The sequence below is a fragment of the Neobacillus rhizosphaerae genome, assembly GCF_937468385.1.
GTDB lineage: Bacteria > Bacillota > Bacilli > Bacillales > Cytobacillaceae > Neobacillus > Neobacillus rhizosphaerae.
In genome coordinates, this window is record NZ_CALBWS010000006.1 from 44,859 (window position 1) to 59,546 (window position 14,688).

Below are 14,688 nucleotides of genomic sequence, written 5' to 3' on the forward strand. Positions count from 1 at the left end.
TAACAATCTAAAAGGGAAACCTTGAAAAATCCACTGATGTGTGTTTGTTCCGTTTAAGGAATTAATTCACATGTGATTTAATGGAATTCAAATTCCTAAAAGAAACAAATCTTTGATTTGAAACCAATTGAGACTCTTACTCCATCATTTGGATTTGCAGCTTCTTGGCAATGTAGCTATTTGGGTTAGGGTTTTGATTGATTACATCGAAACAAAATTATTCTTGTATCAGATGTAATAATCTATAAATCCTCAACTTATTCCTTTGATAGTGAATACTCTTGAAAACACAACTACCACTATGAGAGGATTTTGTTTTGGATTTATGCCTTTCCAATGTAGCTGTTACATCGCTCCACCTACCGAATGATTGTAAAGGAATAACCTTACTACTCGTTCACTAACGGAACGAACACTTATGGTTGAGCCTCCTAAGATGTTAACTTGAATATTATCTTTTATAACCTTATTGTAACACGGAATATTTCGAATTTACCCAAAACTTGTTACAAAACTGTGAATTTTGAAGATGGATCATAAAAAATCGCCATTGGCTGTTAATCCACAATTGGATTATTATAATTGTCCTTCACAGGAATATGGTTTTCTTTTATTTTATCCTCAATTTTCCATCTATGATCCCTCAGGTAATCATTATACAGAAGGGTTACTTTACCGCCATCCCCTTTCTCAAATTTATATTGAAATAAACCAGTGGTGCCTTGGTGGTTTCGATAAACGACATGAACTTTTGTTATTTCATCCCATTTATATTCAGTTTCCTTTAAGCTTGTCAAAGCATTATAATGGATACCTTCTTCATCCAAATAATAGTAATTCGTTAAGCTCAAGGCAAATGCTGGAATACTTGCAATCAATAATATCCCTGTTATCCATTTTAAAGCACGCCCTTCCCAGCGCTCTCTAAAAATTAAATAAAAAGTAAATACAACTGCGATAAACAACATTCCACACATAAACGTTATATAAGCGGATAATGGAGTCGAAAAAAACCATTGGGACCTTGAATAGTAAACCAGACTCTGAAAGGATGCCACCACTACAAAAGGAACAAACAAACTGCTTATGTATAAAATTATGGTATAGGCAACTAATTTGACATGATGATCATCAGCTACTTCTTTTCTTTTAAATAAGATCAAAAATTATCTCTCCTTTATGTATGATACATCTTCTTATGATTTCTATTTTACCTTATAATTGCCAATATTTAAATTATTCTACGAAAATTCGAAGTAAAAGTTCCACTTCCTATTAGATCCCTCAACAGTTTTTATTTCACGGCTGCTAATTTCTCGGGAGTTTCCAACTGATTGGAAAAAGTTTTTACACGAAACTTATTTAAAATACATATGCATTCATTATTTTGGCATACTACTTTTGTATTGAAATCTTAATAAGAAAGAAGGAGTTTTAGATGACTGTAGGAACACAAGTAAAACAAGCATTAGCTGGCTTAAAAAGTGCCCAGGCAAGTTTTGAAACCTTTGCACTCGCAACTGATAATCAAAATGCCAAACAAATTTATCAGCAGGCAGCACAACAAACTCAAACAGTTCTTGACAGCGTTGAGCCACGTCTACAAGAAATTTTAGCTGAAGAACCACAATACAACCAATAATGGTTAGAATAGGTTGGCGATTCTGCCAACCCATTTTTCATTTCATCAACAAATTTCCGTATCACTTAATGAAAGGAAGTCTGCCATGTGACAGTCGCTTCAAATGTAATGCAATGTCTTTCTACAATAAAAGGAATTGAAGCACAGTTATCCTCCCTCGCCTTAAATTCTCTTGAGGAGGAAGCAAAGGCCGTATTCCATGAAACAGCATTAACGATTGCTAATGTTAAAAAAGACCTACAATACCGTGTTTTAGAACTTGAACGTCAGGAACCGCAGTATAAAGGTTCATAATGATTTGAGGTGAAAAATAATGCCAGGTTGGGTTTTTATTATTACTCGGTCGTTGATTTTTTTGCTGCTCTTATTTATTACAACAAAAATACTTGGAAAGAAACAAATCTCAGAACTCTCTTTCTTTGAGTACGTTGCAGGAATTACAATTGGAAGTATTGCCGGTGAAGTAGTTACAGGACTTGAGTCTAACTTGTATCATGGTGCCCTGGCTATTATCGTATTTGGATTTATTACTTTTTTGGTGAACTTTTTATCAATAAAAAGCAAAAAATTCAGTGATTTCGTTGAAGGAAAAGGCACTGTCGTTATAAAAGATGGGAAAATATTAGAGAACAATTTAAAAAAGGAAAAATATACGATTGACGAACTTTCGGCTCTGCTTCGCGCAAAGGATATTTTCCAATTCACAGACGTTGAATTTGCTGTTTTGGAACCGCGAGGAAATCTAAGTGCCTTATTAAAAAAGGAAAACCGGCCGCTTACACCAAAAGATTTGCAAATGAAAATGGGGAAAGAGAGAGAGCCTCAAACCGTTATTATGGATGGAAATATCATGGATGAACCATTAAGGTGTGCTGGAAAAGGAAGAGGCTGGCTCTATACTGAGTTAGAAAAATTAGGAGTTACCCTTGATAATGTTTTTCTTGGGCAAGTAGATTCATATGGGGGAGTAACCGTTGATCTTTATGATGATAAAATCCAAGTACCTGAAGCAGCTCAACGCCCTCTCTTAATGGCGACACTAAAAAAAACCCAAGCTGATTTAGAAATATTTTCACTTGAAACCGAATGTGATAAATCAAAAGCGATGTATATGAAAAATGCTGTAATTTTACAGGAAGCCATTGAAAAATTAACCCCCTTTCTTATTGGATAAAGTAAAAATCCTTATCAACGAAGATTGATAAGGATTCAATATTTTTATGAGCTTATTCTGTTGTTAGTTATTGATATGGAAATCGTGGCTGGAGCACTTTTGTGTGAAATATAGCTATGCAACACCATACCAACCATTACTAATCCCATGCCACTCCACGATAAAGCATTCGGGAATAAGGAATTTAAAAGGAACAATTCACCAATAACCGCAAATAACACTTCCATCGATTGAGTTGCTTCAACTGCAGCTAATTTTTTCATATCCCCTCTTACAAGATCTGTAGCATGAAAGAAGAGTATGGTTGCGATGACACCTGAAGAAATGGCAACCAGACTGGATTGGATGGATTGCCCTATACTAGGTGGTCCCACAGTTAGTAATCCGTATATGGATAAAACAAACCAAAAAGGCAAACTCGCTAACGTCATTCCTAAAACTCGTTGAAAAACATCGAGACGGCCCCCACATAGATCCATCATTTTACGATTTCCCAGCGGATAAGCAAATGATGCTATGATAACAGGAAGCACACCTAGAGAGATGTCAGCAATCGATAAATGATTGGCTTGCTGCCATTGCATCAAGATGATTCCTAGCAGAATGATTGATGACATAGCCATACCTTTAAAAGGAATTTTTCCTTTTAATTGAATGGGCCCCTTTTCAGTCATAACCTTTTCGTAAAAAAGTGGAGCAAGAAGTGATCCGGAGATAATCGTTATTTGCCAAGTGGCGGCGATTAACCACCCAGGTGCATAGGCCGCAGAAAAACATATAGGAGCATAAAACAACCCAAAACCAATTGAGCTCCATACGAGCCACGCTATCGGGCTACTTTTCATTTCAAAAAGCAATGAATTTAAATTTTTTCGTCCGATTACGATGATAAAAAGAAAAGGAACCATAAAGAAATAGCGTAATGATGCACTCCAAATCCAGCTGCCACCCGCTAAATCCATCGATCTGTTTAATATAAAGGTAAAGGCAAAAAAGAAAGCAGCAAAGATGCCTAATATGATCGGTCGCATTGAACAATTCCCTTCTTACTTCAATTTCTTTTCCAATGAAAAAAGATCCTCTTCCATTGCAGCATTTCTTTGCTCCATTATTTTGCGAGCGTCCCTTATCGCTTCATTGTAAAAGTGTGGTCCTAATTGATTTTTAAAAAACTCATATGCATTTTCAGCAGCAATCAAGCCAATCTCCTCATCTCTTTCTTCATAGAAAAAACGTTGAATTTCGGTTATCATACTGTCTTTTTGTTGTTTCGTAAATTGAATAAACAGAACAACCGCTCCTTTTTCATACCGATATAGTGTTATTTTCCTTGAAAAAAGGGAAACCATCAAGTAGTTTCCCTTTAAAATTAATTACTTTTAGAAATTGTTTCCCCAAACAGATACCTTCTGCCCCTAAGTGCGACAAAAAAAGAACAAATAAAAAGGAATGTCGCCACTCTAAATGTCGTTCGCACTCCAAATTCATCAGTAATCCAGCCCATCACGAGCGAGGAAATCCCGAATGTACCAAAAATTAATGTCCCACGGGCTGAATAGACTTTAGCTAGAAGCTGCTCCCTATCGTTTTTTTGAATAATCGTTGTCTCCGCTACATCCCGTGCCATTTGCGGCAGTCCAAACAAAAAGGAGACGAAAAGGGCAAACCACGAATTGGAAGTAGTCCCGAACATAAAGGTAATCGCAATTAAACTAAAGGTTGACAAAAGAATCGTTTTCCCTAAATTTCTTTCTAAAAGGTAGGAAAAACGATAAATCAGCAGTCCAGCTAACAGCATTCCGGCAAAAAAGGAGCCATTAATAAATCCCCACCAGTTCTCCCCTTTATTTAATACTTCTGAGACATAAACAAACAAGATGGCAGCAATCCATACGCCATTAGCAAAAGTTTCAAGGATATTCATAAAACTGATTGTCCGAAGCTGCTTTGAATTCCATAACATCCTCCAGCCCTCTTTTAAAGCATCCATACGAGTTTGGGTTTCTCGACCTGATAAATGAGCAGTCGGTTCAATTAACCCCATTAATACTGTAGAAATAAAGTACAAGCTAAAGGTTAACCAAAGAATTTTTCCTGCCCCTAAGGAGACTAACAGAATGCTGCCGATTGGCCAGGCAATAAGTTGGACAATCTGATCGGAAATAGACAGTAAACTATTGGTTTTTACTAGCTTACTCTCTTCCACCAGACTAGGGACAAGTGCATTTCGAGCTGGCGACGCCCACCCATCTAAAAAAGAAATAAGACAAATAAGCAAATAAACCCAAATCAAACCTCCCGCTTCAATCGTTGCAGAACTTAAGCATAATACGAGTAGCAATAATGACTTACCACTTTGCGAAAAAAACAAGATTGACTTGAGTCTGTATTTATTAATGACCAATGGTGCTAATAAACCGCTAATCAAGGCGGAAAAGGTATTAAAAAAAGGAACTAGTGACATATAGGTAACGGACTCTGTCGCCTCAAAAATCAACTTTATTAAACAGACGATATATAAAATATCCCCTAAGTTGGCAAACATTTGCCCAAACCAAAGAAACCGGAAAGAACTGGGTCTTCCGACAATATTGAACATAAAACACCCTCACTTTTTATTCAATTTTTTTGTATAAAAGTAAAGGTTTTTACATCGGTTTATCTCCAGTTCACTTTGTTTTATTCATTTAGTATAGCAAGTTTTTCAATATTTTGTTAATTATTTTTATAAATATATTACTGCCTTCAAAACTAATTAAACAAAAATAACCCCAAAAGATTGGGGTTAGGCTGCCGAAAAACCTTCGACAGTCTTTATTTTTTTATGTAGCTTTAACATTTCACCGCGTTAATTCATTATAAATTTAATGCAACATGTCTGTTGATTTGCGCTCCAGGCGCTTCGCTTTCCGCGGGCGTGCCGGGGAGCCTCCTCGTCGCTAGCGCGCCTGCGGGGTATCCCCTGCCCCGTACTCCCGCAGGAGTCTCGCTCCTTCCGCTCCAATCAACAGGTGCAAATTCAATAATGTCCTCACACAACCAAAAAAAATAAAAAAATAAGTGGTGAAATCTATGTTTAAACCAAGAGAATCTTCCCAAAGTGAATATGAATTTGTTTCTATTGATGAATTAGTTCCAGACGAGCACCTCCTTCGTTTGATTGATAAATATATTGATTTTTCGTTTCTTCTTGAAAAAGTTCTCCCTTATTATAGTGATGATAACGGCCGCCCATCTGATCCCCTAATTTTGTTTAAAATGATCTTTTTTGCTTTATAAATTTAGAATGGAAAAAATTGAGTGAAGCTTCGTAGACTCAAAAGATCTGTATGGGCTTCGCTACTGCCGGTTACGGGGATTAAAGAATGCAATTGAACAGGCTCTCCTTACTGCAACTTGCCAAAATATAAAAAAGATTGCGACACACTTAGCCAGGTTAGAAAAAGTGTGTTGCAATTCTTTAGGTTGATTTGCCACCCTGTTGATTGGAGCGGAGGGTACTCGACTCCTGGGGGATAGAGAGGTCACGGGAGACCCCGCAGGGTCCAAAGGAGCCGAGGAGGCTCCCGAACCTCCCCGCGGAAAGCGAGTGCCCAGAGCGGAAATCAACAGGCCAGTTAGCAGGCCAATTCATCATTAAAAAATTGCCGAGAAATATACCCTTTCTCGACAATCTAACCCCAAAAGATTGGGGTTATTTTTGTTAGATATAATCAATCAAAACATCTTCTAATGGTAATCTAGTCGTATTGAAAGCAGGTTCAGCCGCCTTCCCCAAGGAAATTAACACAATAGGGAAAAGGCGATCTGGAACATCAAATTTCTGGATAAATTGTTCCTTATTAAAACCGCCCATTGGAACTGTGTCATAACCCCTATCCTTTGCAATCAACATCAATTGCATGGAAATAAGCCCTGCATCAAAAGAAGCAATATTTTTCCTGATTTCTTCCGGTGCATATGGATACGTCCTATTGGTACTCTCAATTAAACGCTGCATATTTGCTTCGTCCATAAATCCTGCTTCATGAGCACCGCGATATATTTTCTCTACATTTTTATACATTTCTTTATCTCCAAGAACTGCAATCACAGCAGATGCTGTTTCAACCTGTTCTTGATTGTTTGCAATCGCTCTCAGTTCTTTTTTTACATCTTGGTCTTGGATTACAATAAAGCGCCAAGGCTGGAGATTGCTAGATGATGGAGCTTTTGTTGCTTCTTTAAGAATTTCTTTAATTTCATCTTGTGAAATTTTATAAGTTGAATCATATTTTCTGACGGAGTGACGTTCATTAATCACTTCAGATAAACTTTTAGATAATACCGTTTGCATGGTGACTGCCTCCTAGGATTTATTAACTTACTAAAAGTAAGAACAAAGCAATCTTACTATTAGTAAGTCCATTTGGTCAAGTATTTTGGATATGTTATTATTAGATTAGAAAAGAATAGTTTAAAAGAGGTAATTGCATATGACCGACAATTGTTTATCTAAAGATAAAAGAGAAATACAACAAATATGCACCAATTTTCACAGTGCCATCGAATTTATCGGTAAGAGATGGATGGGAGCTGTTATTTATTCTCTGCTTGATGGTCCGAAACGATACCATGAAATCGTTTCCTCTATTCCGGGAATTTCAGATCGGCTATTAACAGAACGTTTGCGTGACTTAGAACGTGAGGGGTTGATTGTCAAAAATATTTTGAATACTTGTCCTAAAAAAGTCGTATATGAATTAACTCCTGTTGGTAAAGAACTAAAAGAAGTTATCCGTGTCTTGATGGAATGGGTTAAGAACAGGAAAAATTCATAAGCTAGACAACAATTTGAAAAAGGCCTGCACTTTTTATTTGTGCAAGCCTTTTTGTTATTAGGGGCTCGGCCTATGAAACAGACCCATAACCTCAATTGTTTCTGTAATATTCACGAATGCAGTTGGATCCACTTCAGATATAAGGTTTTTTACCTCATTCAGTTCATATCTAGAAATTACCGTAATTAAAACATTTCGTTTATCATTTGAATAGCCACCAACACCATCCATAATCGTCAGTCCCCGATACAAGTTGGTCAGTAAATGTTCTCGCATTTCTTGACCCTTTTCTGTAATAATCATAAGAGTTAACTTTGCATGATCGGTATAAATGGCATCCACCACTTTACCGGTGACATAGATAGATACCAATGTATTCAGTGCAGTATCCCAATTAAACAAAAATCCACTTATGACGATGACAACGGCATTCATCCCTGAGAGCAATACACCAATGGGAAAATCCTTTTTTCTTGCAACTATCATTCCAATTATATCGAATCCTCCTGTGGATCCTGAACAACGAAACACGATTCCTACACCAAGCCCTGTTAAAGCCCCGCCAAATATGGAGGAAAGAATCGTATCCTTAGCAATTGGAAATACTGGAACTATATAAAGCCCCAATGAAATGATTAGCACCGAAAAGATGGAATTCATGACGAACTTTTTCCCTAGCATCTTATACCCCAAAATTAATAAAGGAAAGTTCAACAGGAAGTTGGCCAAGCCTGTATTAACGGGGGTAATCATTCCTAAAATCATAGAAATTCCGCTCATACCGCTGCTTAACACCTCATGAGGAATTAAGAAAAGGTTAAATGACATCACAATAATAAGAGAACCTGTAATCATTCCCACTAGCTGCATAATGTTCCCTCCAATACCAGCACTATTTTATTTAATAAATCATAACGATTCTCACATTCATTGTAAAATGATAGTTTTTTCACAATAGTATTTAAAAATCCGGCAATTTTTCTATTGACAATTTCAAAATAATATTTATACTTTAGTAATATATTAAAATTCATATGATAAATCCTCATCAAACCGATGAGGTAGAGGTCGCAGTTTTTATTAGTACATCGGACGAGATGCAAGAGACATCCCTGACTCCGTTGGAAAGGAAAAGCTGCCGAAGCATGATTTTCATCTCATGAAAATCATGCTGGGGCTGTCTCCGAATAGGAACAGAACTGTCACGTATGACCCTACCAGTCTTACGTGTTGAGCTATCTTTCGGAAGGTATGATGCGGGGTATTGACAATGCCATCGATTCTACTTCGATGGCATTTTTTATTCCAAATAACTCCTTCCAAATAAAAAAAAGGAGTCATGACAATGCAAACAGCTAGAGCACTTAAAGATGATGTTAATACTAAAGTCGATACACCTACAGAAGATACAAATCAATTAAGACGTAGCTTGAAATCACGTCACTTAACAATGATTTCTCTCGGCGGAACTATTGGTACTGGTCTATTTCTTGCAAGCGGTGGAGCTATTCATTCTGCAGGTCCCGGGGGCGCTATTCTTTCTTATCTAATTATTGGTGTAATGGTTTACTTTTTAATGCAAAGCTTAGCAGAAATGGGTGCGTACATGCCGGTTGCTGGAAGCTTTAGCACGTATGCAACAAAATTTGTTGATCCTGCACTCGGCTTTGCACTTGGTTGGAATTATTGGTATAACTGGGCCATTACGATTGCTGCTGAACTCTCAGCGGTGACAATGATTATGAAATTTTGGTTTCCACATACACCCTCCATTCTATGGAGTGCAGTCTTTTTAGTTATTATGTTCCTATTAAATTATTTGTCAGTAAAAGGGTTTGGGGAAGCGGAATATTGGTTCTCCTTAATTAAAGTAGTTACTGTAATTATCTTTATCGTAACCGGAACATTGATGATTTTTGGAATTATGGGCGACGACTTTATTGGCTTTAAAAACTTCACAATCGGGGATGCCCCTTTCCATGGTGGCTTTATGTCGATGCTGGGCATCTTTATGGCTGCAGGCTTCTCCTTCCAAGGGACTGAACTTTTAGGGGTTGCCGCTGGGGAAACAGATGATCCTGCAAAAGCAATTCCCCGTGCAGTAAAACAAGTATTCTGGCGAATTTTATTATTCTATGTATTAGCCATTCTTGTTATTGGACTGCTCATCCCTTATACGAATGGAAATTTAGCCAATGGAGATGTTACAGTCTCACCATTTACTCTTGTTTTTCAAAAAGCAGGGATTGCTTTTGCCGCTTCGGTTATGAATGCCGTTATTTTAACTGCGGTATTATCAGCGGGTAATTCCGGAATGTATGCCTCGACACGGATGCTTTGGGATTTGGCACGAGAAGGTAAAGCACCAAAATTTCTTGGTAAATTAAATAAAAATCGTATTCCAGTAAATGCACTAATTGCAACCACTTTGGTAGGATCACTAGCCTTTCTTGCTTCATTCTTTGGAGACGGTACGGTATACGTTTGGTTATTAAATGCTTCAGGTATGTCTGGCTTTATCGCTTGGCTCGGAATCGCGATTTGTCACTATCGCTTCCGTAAAGCCTTTGTTGCTCAAGGTAAGGATATTAGCCTGTTACCGTTTAAAGCAAAGTTATTCCCATTCGGGCCAATTTTCGCTTTTGCTGTTTGTGGATTTGTTGTTTTAGGTCAAAACTATTCAGCCTTTATTGGTAACCATATTGACTGGAATGGTGTTCTTGTATCCTATATCGGACTGCCATTATTCCTTATTTTATGGCTTGGATATAAATTCACTAAGAAAACAAAGATAATCCGATTAGAAGATTGTGATTTGAATAATTAACAGAACAAAAGCACGCAACCATTTGCGTGCTTTTGCTTTAAGTAAAAAAAAGCATCATTTCTAAATCGGAAATAATACTTCATAACTTAACCGTGACTTCTGTACCGTCCTTTAATTTTGTCTCAACCAATAGCAAACCTTTATTTTCTAATAGTGCCCGAAGCAAAGGTTTTAGGTCTTTTATATCAATTCGGGGTAATACAAATTTTTTCCCTTTCTTTTCAATGGCCGTATTAATAAATTTAATTATCCTTTTCGAAGAAATAACACTGCCAAAAACATTTAAAACTGGATAGGGAATAGGAACGGTAAACTTTTTATCTTTTAGTTTCACATGGACTTTGAGCATAAGTTTATTCAATCACCACAAATACTTTATCTCCATTTGCCGAGGTAATATCAACAATTTGTCCATCTACTTCATTTTCAATAGCCTCAATTAACAAGTCGACATTAATGTCCTTAACATACTTTTCCGCTTCAGGAATTCTTTCAGCGATACCCGTTCCCACTTTTAATACAGCCTTAATTAATTTTATCGGTAAATTCACATTTACATTGTCGCCTTGTTCCGAGGTAACACGGATTTTCAACATTTTATTTAAGTAGGAGGTTTCCTTCTTAAGTGGAATCGGTTGATCTTTCCTCTGCAATACATTGATTAATTCTGTAGCTTTTTCCTTATCCAGCTTGCCTTCTTCAACCATTGTTAACACTCTTGAAATTTCTTCTTTCATTTAAGATTCCCCCTCTTTTAATAATTGAATGGCTTCTTCAGCGGTAATTTCACCTTTTTCTAGCATCAAAACGACCTTTTTCTTATCGATTTCTATTTTCTTGCTCGTTGTGTAACCAAGCGAAGAAATAATGTCGTCCAATTTTCCCCGAACAGTTGGGTAAGAAATTCCTAATTCCTTTTCAACCTCCTTTATATTTCCACGGCATTTGAGGAAAATTTCAATAAAGTGAAGCTGTTCCTGGGCAAGTGACGCAAGTTTTGTTAATTGAAATTTATTTTCCACTACCGTATGACATTGAGCGCACTCTAGCTTGGTAATCGTTAATTGTTTGCTGCAAACTGGGCAATTTGTAATAAGTGGATAAGACATATTTCTCTCCTTTCCTTCTTTAACCATATCATACATTACTTTTATTAAAAATTAAAGTAATTAATTAAGTTTATTTATAAAAAATTAAAATAATTAATATAGATCCTGAATAAACAAAAAAACAGACTCAACAATGGAGTCTGTTTTTTAAGTTTATGCTTCCTCGGCTGTCCAAACATATAAATCTTCAATCCGGCAATTTAACTCTTTAGAAATTGTCATCGCATTATTTAAGTTCATAATTCTCTTGGACAAGTAGTCATCAAGTTGACTCCTAGGAATATTTGTATTCCTTTCCAAACTCTCCAAGTCCATTCCTCTTTTTGAGAGTAATTCTTTGAGGTTACTCTTTTTTGCTTTATAATTTGTCAAAACGACACCTCACTTTTATAAAGAATACCATAGTTGCATAATAAAGGAAAGGTACGGGCTTTTTTATATCCTAAATAACTCTGATTACATGAAGTTACAATAGATTTCATTCATTTGTGTTATACTTAAAATGGATTATAAAAGGGGTGTTAAAATTGAAAAACTCAAATAACCGCTACAGTTGTGGGCAGACTGTCAACATTAAACAAACGGGTGAGGTTGTTACGATATTAAAATGGCAATATGTAAAAAATATGAAGAGGTATTCATATATCGTTAAAGAACACCCAGGTACCTTTTATTTCGAGGAAGAATTACAAAATTTATAAAAATTAAGAACCAACAAAAGAAGGAGACCGATTCATTGAATTGGTCTCCTTTTATCAACCTCTAAAATTCGGCATTTCCAGTCGTTCTTGGGAATGGAATGACGTCTCTGATGTTGGACATTCCTGTTAAGTACATAATTAAGCGTTCGAAACCTAGACCATAGCCTGAATGCTTCGTACCACCGTATTTTCTTAATTCCAGGTACCACCAATAATCTTCCTCAGACATACCCAAGTCTTTGATTTTTCCAGCTAATATTTCTTCACGTTCCTCACGCTGGCTGCCGCCGATTAGTTCACCAATTCCTGGTACTAGGAGGTCGGTTGCGGCAACAGTTTTGTTATCCTCATTTAAGCGCATATAGAAAGCTTTGATTTCCTTAGGATAATCGGTAACAAAAACAGGCCTTTCAAAAACCTTTTCACATAAATAACGTTCATGCTCTGTTTGTAGATCAAGACCCCATTCAACAGGATAGGCAAAGGCTTCCCCGGACTTCATTAATAATTCGATTGCTTCCGAATAAGTCACACGGCCGAAGTTAGCTGTATGGGCTTTATTAAGGCGATCTAGCAATCCTTTTTCAATAAAGCTGTTAAAGAAATTCATTTCCTCAGGAGCTTGTTCAAGTACATACCCTATTACATATTTCACCATTTCTTCAGCAAGATCCATGATGTCTGGAAGCTCAGCAAATGCCAGTTCAGGTTCAATCATCCAAAATTCTGCCGCATGTCTTGCCGTGTTCGAGTTTTCTGCTCTAAAGGTCGGTCCGAAGGTATAAACATTTCGAAATGCAAGCGCAAATGCCTCAGCAGAAAGTTGTCCACTGACAGTTAAGTTTGTTTCTTTGTTAAAGAAATCCTTAGTTAAATCAGTTTTTCCGTCTTCATTTTTAGGAAGATTGTCCATATCTAATGTTGTCACACGGAACATTTCCCCTGCACCTTCTGTGTCACTGCCGGTGATAATAGGTGAATGAACATAAACAAATCCTTTTTCTTGGAAAAATTTATGAATAGCATACGAAGCAAGCGATCTAACACGAAAAACTGCTGAGAATGTATTGGTTCTTGGTCTTAAATGTGCGATTGTCCTTAAATACTCGAAGGAATGTTTTTTCTTTTGTAGCGGGTAATCCACATTTGATATTCCTTCAATAACAATGTTCGTTGCTTTGATTTCAAATGGTTGCTTGGCCTGAGGCGTATGAATAAAATCTCCCTCAACTTTAATCGTTGAGCTGATTGGCAGCTTGGTAATATCTTTGAAATTCACCAACTGCTCATCAAAGACAATTTGAACACCTTTAAAGAAGCTACCATCATTTAATTCAATGAAACCAAACGTTTTGGAATCTCGGATGGTACGAATCCATCCTGATAAATGTACCTTTTGTTCAACAAAATTTTCCGTATTTCTATACAACTCTTTAATTAAAGCCTGTTTCATTTCGGTTCCTCCTAAATCATATGTATAAGGTTTCTTTCATAATAGCTAAATAAAAAACCTCCCATCCCGATTGGGACGAAAGGGTAGAATTTCCTATTGTAACCGTTTGTCTTCAATCCCTTTCATATTATATAAAAATCGCAACAAATAAGCAATATTCAACAAATCATTCCGGTTTCTCTGGAAATTTTATTTACGTTTTTCAGTAAGTTATCCTTAATATCGCAACCATTTAGAAGATTCATTTATTTATCAGTCCATAATTCATTCTTAATTGTCAAATTTTTTTGAAAATTTCCAGAAAAATAGCAGGAAATACCTAGTTTATAGCGAATTAGTAATAAAAAGTGCGATTCTTGATTAATAGGGAGTGTTTGATGTGGACAAAGTTACCTGTCTTGCTTACCTTCTTTACAAATCTTCTAAGAATCAAGACATCAGAGAAAAAGCCATTCAATTATTGAATGGTGATGTGTCAATTCGTGAATTAAAAAGAAATGTTTCGATTCAAGCCCATCTTGTCTTTGCAGAATCATTTCTGAAAAAGAACAAACTAGACAAAAATCAAGTTCAATTGTTTGCAGAAGAATTTATGGCAATAGAAATTTAAAAAACTTCCGTTTTGGAAGTTTTTTTTCCTAATTATTAATGATTCATCTACCATCAGGGATAAAAAAGAAATGTCGAATAATAATCGTCATACTAACTCTATTTCTTGGATATTATAAAGCGTTGTGGAAATTTGGTTCTACAATTATTTCATTAATAAAGAAAGGTGTTTGAATTAATATGGTACAAGTAGAAGTAACGATCACTTTTGAAGGAAGAAGCTATTTGACAAATGTCATCACCAACCGGGACACATCTGAAGAGGAAATATTACGCCTTGCTTTTGAACAGGTACAAAAGCAATGGAAAAAATAAGATATTCGAATCAACAAAAGCTGCAAGATTCCTTATGA

Annotated in this window: 19 protein-coding genes, 2 pseudogenes and 1 riboswitch; of the genes and pseudogenes, 10 read left to right on the forward strand and 11 right to left on the reverse strand. The window is 36.3% G+C overall.

The window, feature by feature from the left end:
* Window positions 1–557: 557 nt before the first annotated feature.
* A complete protein-coding gene (locus tag M5A78_RS06935; protein WP_248734557.1) occupies window positions 558–1,163 on the reverse strand; it encodes a hypothetical protein in 606 nt (201 codons plus the stop codon).
* A 275-nt stretch (window positions 1,164–1,438) separates the two neighbouring features.
* On the opposite strand from M5A78_RS06935, the gene M5A78_RS06940 reads away from it, so the two are divergent.
* From M5A78_RS06940 to M5A78_RS06950, 3 genes are all read left to right on the forward strand, one after another.
* On the forward strand, window positions 1,439–1,642 hold the full coding sequence (locus M5A78_RS06940; protein WP_248734558.1) for a DUF1657 domain-containing protein: 204 nt from the start codon (window positions 1,439–1,441) through the stop codon (window positions 1,640–1,642).
* A gap of 87 nt (window positions 1,643–1,729) precedes the next feature.
* Window positions 1,730–1,936, forward strand: a complete 207-nt coding sequence (locus tag M5A78_RS06945) for a DUF1657 domain-containing protein (protein ID WP_248734559.1) — start codon at window positions 1,730–1,732, stop codon at window positions 1,934–1,936.
* A 19-nt stretch (window positions 1,937–1,955) separates the two neighbouring features.
* Complete coding sequence (locus tag M5A78_RS06950; RefSeq protein ID WP_248734560.1) at window positions 1,956–2,816, forward strand: DUF421 domain-containing protein; 861 nt, start codon at window positions 1,956–1,958, stop codon at window positions 2,814–2,816.
* Between the two features lie 44 nt (window positions 2,817–2,860).
* Here the strand turns inward: M5A78_RS06950 and M5A78_RS06955 are convergent, their stop codons facing one another.
* The 3 genes from M5A78_RS06955 to M5A78_RS06965 are packed head-to-tail and all read right to left on the reverse strand — an operon-like array spanning window position 2,861 to window position 5,415.
* Window positions 2,861–3,847 carry a DMT family transporter gene (locus M5A78_RS06955; protein WP_248734561.1) on the reverse strand — a complete coding sequence of 329 codons (987 nt, stop codon included), beginning with the start codon at window positions 3,845–3,847 and terminating at the stop codon, window positions 2,861–2,863.
* Between the two features lie 15 nt (window positions 3,848–3,862).
* Complete coding sequence (locus M5A78_RS06960; RefSeq protein WP_248734562.1) at window positions 3,863–4,165, reverse strand: DUF2164 domain-containing protein; 303 nt, start codon at window positions 4,163–4,165, stop codon at window positions 3,863–3,865.
* Window positions 4,166–4,185: 20 nt separating this feature from the next.
* The gene (locus M5A78_RS06965; RefSeq protein ID WP_248734563.1) at window positions 4,186–5,415 is read right to left on the reverse strand and encodes an MFS transporter; all 1,230 of its coding nucleotides are present in this window, start codon (window positions 5,413–5,415) and stop codon (window positions 4,186–4,188) included.
* 473 nt (window positions 5,416–5,888) lie between these two features.
* Here M5A78_RS06965 and M5A78_RS06970 point away from each other — a divergent pair.
* Together M5A78_RS06970 and M5A78_RS24880 are read left to right on the forward strand one after the other, a co-directional pair.
* Window positions 5,889–6,083 (forward strand): annotated as a pseudogene (locus M5A78_RS06970) (IS5/IS1182 family transposase); the annotation flags it as partial.
* A 4-nt stretch (window positions 6,084–6,087) separates the two neighbouring features.
* Window positions 6,088–6,285: pseudogene (locus M5A78_RS24880) on the forward strand (transposase); the annotation flags it as partial.
* 234 nt (window positions 6,286–6,519) lie between these two features.
* On the opposite strand, the gene M5A78_RS06975 reads toward M5A78_RS24880, so the two are convergent.
* Complete coding sequence (locus M5A78_RS06975; protein ID WP_248734564.1) at window positions 6,520–7,152, reverse strand: nitroreductase family protein; 633 nt, start codon at window positions 7,150–7,152, stop codon at window positions 6,520–6,522.
* A 139-nt stretch (window positions 7,153–7,291) separates the two neighbouring features.
* On the opposite strand from M5A78_RS06975, the gene M5A78_RS06980 reads away from it, so the two are divergent.
* A complete protein-coding gene (locus M5A78_RS06980) occupies window positions 7,292–7,636 on the forward strand; it encodes a winged helix-turn-helix transcriptional regulator (RefSeq protein WP_248734565.1) in 345 nt (114 codons plus the stop codon).
* 57 nt (window positions 7,637–7,693) lie between these two features.
* Here M5A78_RS06980 and M5A78_RS06985 read toward each other — a convergent pair whose 3' ends face one another.
* Window positions 7,694–8,506, reverse strand: coding sequence for a YitT family protein (locus tag M5A78_RS06985; protein ID WP_248734566.1), 813 nt, complete (start codon window positions 8,504–8,506; stop codon window positions 7,694–7,696).
* A 184-nt stretch (window positions 8,507–8,690) separates the two neighbouring features.
* A riboswitch (Lysine riboswitch) is annotated at window positions 8,691–8,882 on the forward strand.
* Between the two features lie 99 nt (window positions 8,883–8,981).
* Here M5A78_RS06985 and M5A78_RS06990 point away from each other — a divergent pair.
* Complete coding sequence (locus M5A78_RS06990; protein WP_248734567.1) at window positions 8,982–10,463, forward strand: amino acid permease; 1,482 nt, start codon at window positions 8,982–8,984, stop codon at window positions 10,461–10,463.
* Between the two features lie 79 nt (window positions 10,464–10,542).
* Here M5A78_RS06990 and M5A78_RS06995 read toward each other — a convergent pair whose 3' ends face one another.
* The 4 genes from M5A78_RS06995 to M5A78_RS07010 all read right to left on the reverse strand — a co-directional run bounded on the left by M5A78_RS06995 (window position 10,543) and on the right by M5A78_RS07010 (window position 11,944).
* Window positions 10,543–10,812 (reverse strand): hypothetical protein, encoded by a 270-nt coding sequence (locus tag M5A78_RS06995; protein WP_248734568.1) that lies wholly within the window; start codon window positions 10,810–10,812, stop codon window positions 10,543–10,545.
* 4 nt (window positions 10,813–10,816) lie between these two features.
* Window positions 10,817–11,200, reverse strand: a complete 384-nt coding sequence (locus tag M5A78_RS07000; protein WP_248734569.1) for an SHOCT-like domain-containing protein — start codon at window positions 11,198–11,200, stop codon at window positions 10,817–10,819.
* Window positions 11,201–11,572: a DUF2089 domain-containing protein gene (locus tag M5A78_RS07005; protein ID WP_248734570.1), complete on the reverse strand. Its 372-nt coding sequence runs from the start codon at window positions 11,570–11,572 to the stop codon at window positions 11,201–11,203.
* 153 nt (window positions 11,573–11,725) lie between these two features.
* Complete coding sequence (locus M5A78_RS07010) at window positions 11,726–11,944, reverse strand: helix-turn-helix domain-containing protein (RefSeq protein ID WP_248734571.1); 219 nt, start codon at window positions 11,942–11,944, stop codon at window positions 11,726–11,728.
* A gap of 155 nt (window positions 11,945–12,099) precedes the next feature.
* On the opposite strand from M5A78_RS07010, the gene M5A78_RS07015 reads away from it, so the two are divergent.
* Window positions 12,100–12,273, forward strand: coding sequence for a hypothetical protein (locus M5A78_RS07015; RefSeq protein WP_248734572.1), 174 nt, complete (start codon window positions 12,100–12,102; stop codon window positions 12,271–12,273).
* Window positions 12,274–12,334: 61 nt separating this feature from the next.
* Here the strand turns inward: M5A78_RS07015 and asnS are convergent, their stop codons facing one another.
* Complete coding sequence (asnS, locus tag M5A78_RS07020; RefSeq protein ID WP_248734573.1) at window positions 12,335–13,726, reverse strand: asparagine--tRNA ligase; 1,392 nt, start codon at window positions 13,724–13,726, stop codon at window positions 12,335–12,337.
* 379 nt (window positions 13,727–14,105) lie between these two features.
* On the opposite strand from asnS, the gene M5A78_RS07025 reads away from it, so the two are divergent.
* Both M5A78_RS07025 and M5A78_RS07030 read left to right on the forward strand, forming a co-directional pair.
* Entirely contained in the window at window positions 14,106–14,336 is a 231-nt protein-coding gene (locus M5A78_RS07025; protein ID WP_248734574.1) for a hypothetical protein, read from the forward strand.
* A 179-nt stretch (window positions 14,337–14,515) separates the two neighbouring features.
* The gene (locus M5A78_RS07030) at window positions 14,516–14,650 is read left to right on the forward strand and encodes a BA3454 family stress response protein (protein WP_248734575.1); all 135 of its coding nucleotides are present in this window, start codon (window positions 14,516–14,518) and stop codon (window positions 14,648–14,650) included.
* The last annotated feature ends 38 nt before the right edge of the window (window positions 14,651–14,688 follow it).

Excerpts from the sequence above, each read along its gene's own strand:
- M5A78_RS06950 (WP_248734560.1), top strand. The coding sequence starts at position 1,956 with ATGCCAGGTTGGGTTTTTATTATTACTCGGTCGTTGATTTTTTTGCTG.
- M5A78_RS06940 (WP_248734558.1), top strand. The coding sequence starts at position 1,439 with ATGACTGTAGGAACACAAGTAAAACAAGCATTAGCTGGCTTAAAAAGT.
- M5A78_RS06975 (WP_248734564.1), bottom strand. The coding sequence starts at position 7,152 with ATGCAAACGGTATTATCTAAAAGTTTATCTGAAGTGATTAATGAACGT.
- M5A78_RS07005 (WP_248734570.1), bottom strand. The coding sequence starts at position 11,572 with ATGTCTTATCCACTTATTACAAATTGCCCAGTTTGCAGCAAACAATTA.
- M5A78_RS07030 (WP_248734575.1), top strand. The coding sequence starts at position 14,516 with ATGGTACAAGTAGAAGTAACGATCACTTTTGAAGGAAGAAGCTATTTG.
- asnS (WP_248734573.1), bottom strand. The coding sequence starts at position 13,726 with ATGAAACAGGCTTTAATTAAAGAGTTGTATAGAAATACGGAAAATTTT.
- M5A78_RS06990 (WP_248734567.1), top strand. The coding sequence starts at position 8,982 with ATGCAAACAGCTAGAGCACTTAAAGATGATGTTAATACTAAAGTCGAT.
- M5A78_RS06960 (WP_248734562.1), bottom strand. The coding sequence starts at position 4,165 with ATGGTTTCCCTTTTTTCAAGGAAAATAACACTATATCGGTATGAAAAA.
- M5A78_RS06980 (WP_248734565.1), top strand. The coding sequence starts at position 7,292 with ATGACCGACAATTGTTTATCTAAAGATAAAAGAGAAATACAACAAATA.
- M5A78_RS06965 (WP_248734563.1), bottom strand. The coding sequence starts at position 5,415 with ATGTTCAATATTGTCGGAAGACCCAGTTCTTTCCGGTTTCTTTGGTTT.
- M5A78_RS06985 (WP_248734566.1), bottom strand. The coding sequence starts at position 8,506 with ATGCAGCTAGTGGGAATGATTACAGGTTCTCTTATTATTGTGATGTCA.
- M5A78_RS06955 (WP_248734561.1), bottom strand. The coding sequence starts at position 3,847 with ATGCGACCGATCATATTAGGCATCTTTGCTGCTTTCTTTTTTGCCTTT.
- M5A78_RS06995 (WP_248734568.1), bottom strand. The coding sequence starts at position 10,812 with ATGCTCAAAGTCCATGTGAAACTAAAAGATAAAAAGTTTACCGTTCCT.
- M5A78_RS07000 (WP_248734569.1), bottom strand. The coding sequence starts at position 11,200 with ATGAAAGAAGAAATTTCAAGAGTGTTAACAATGGTTGAAGAAGGCAAG.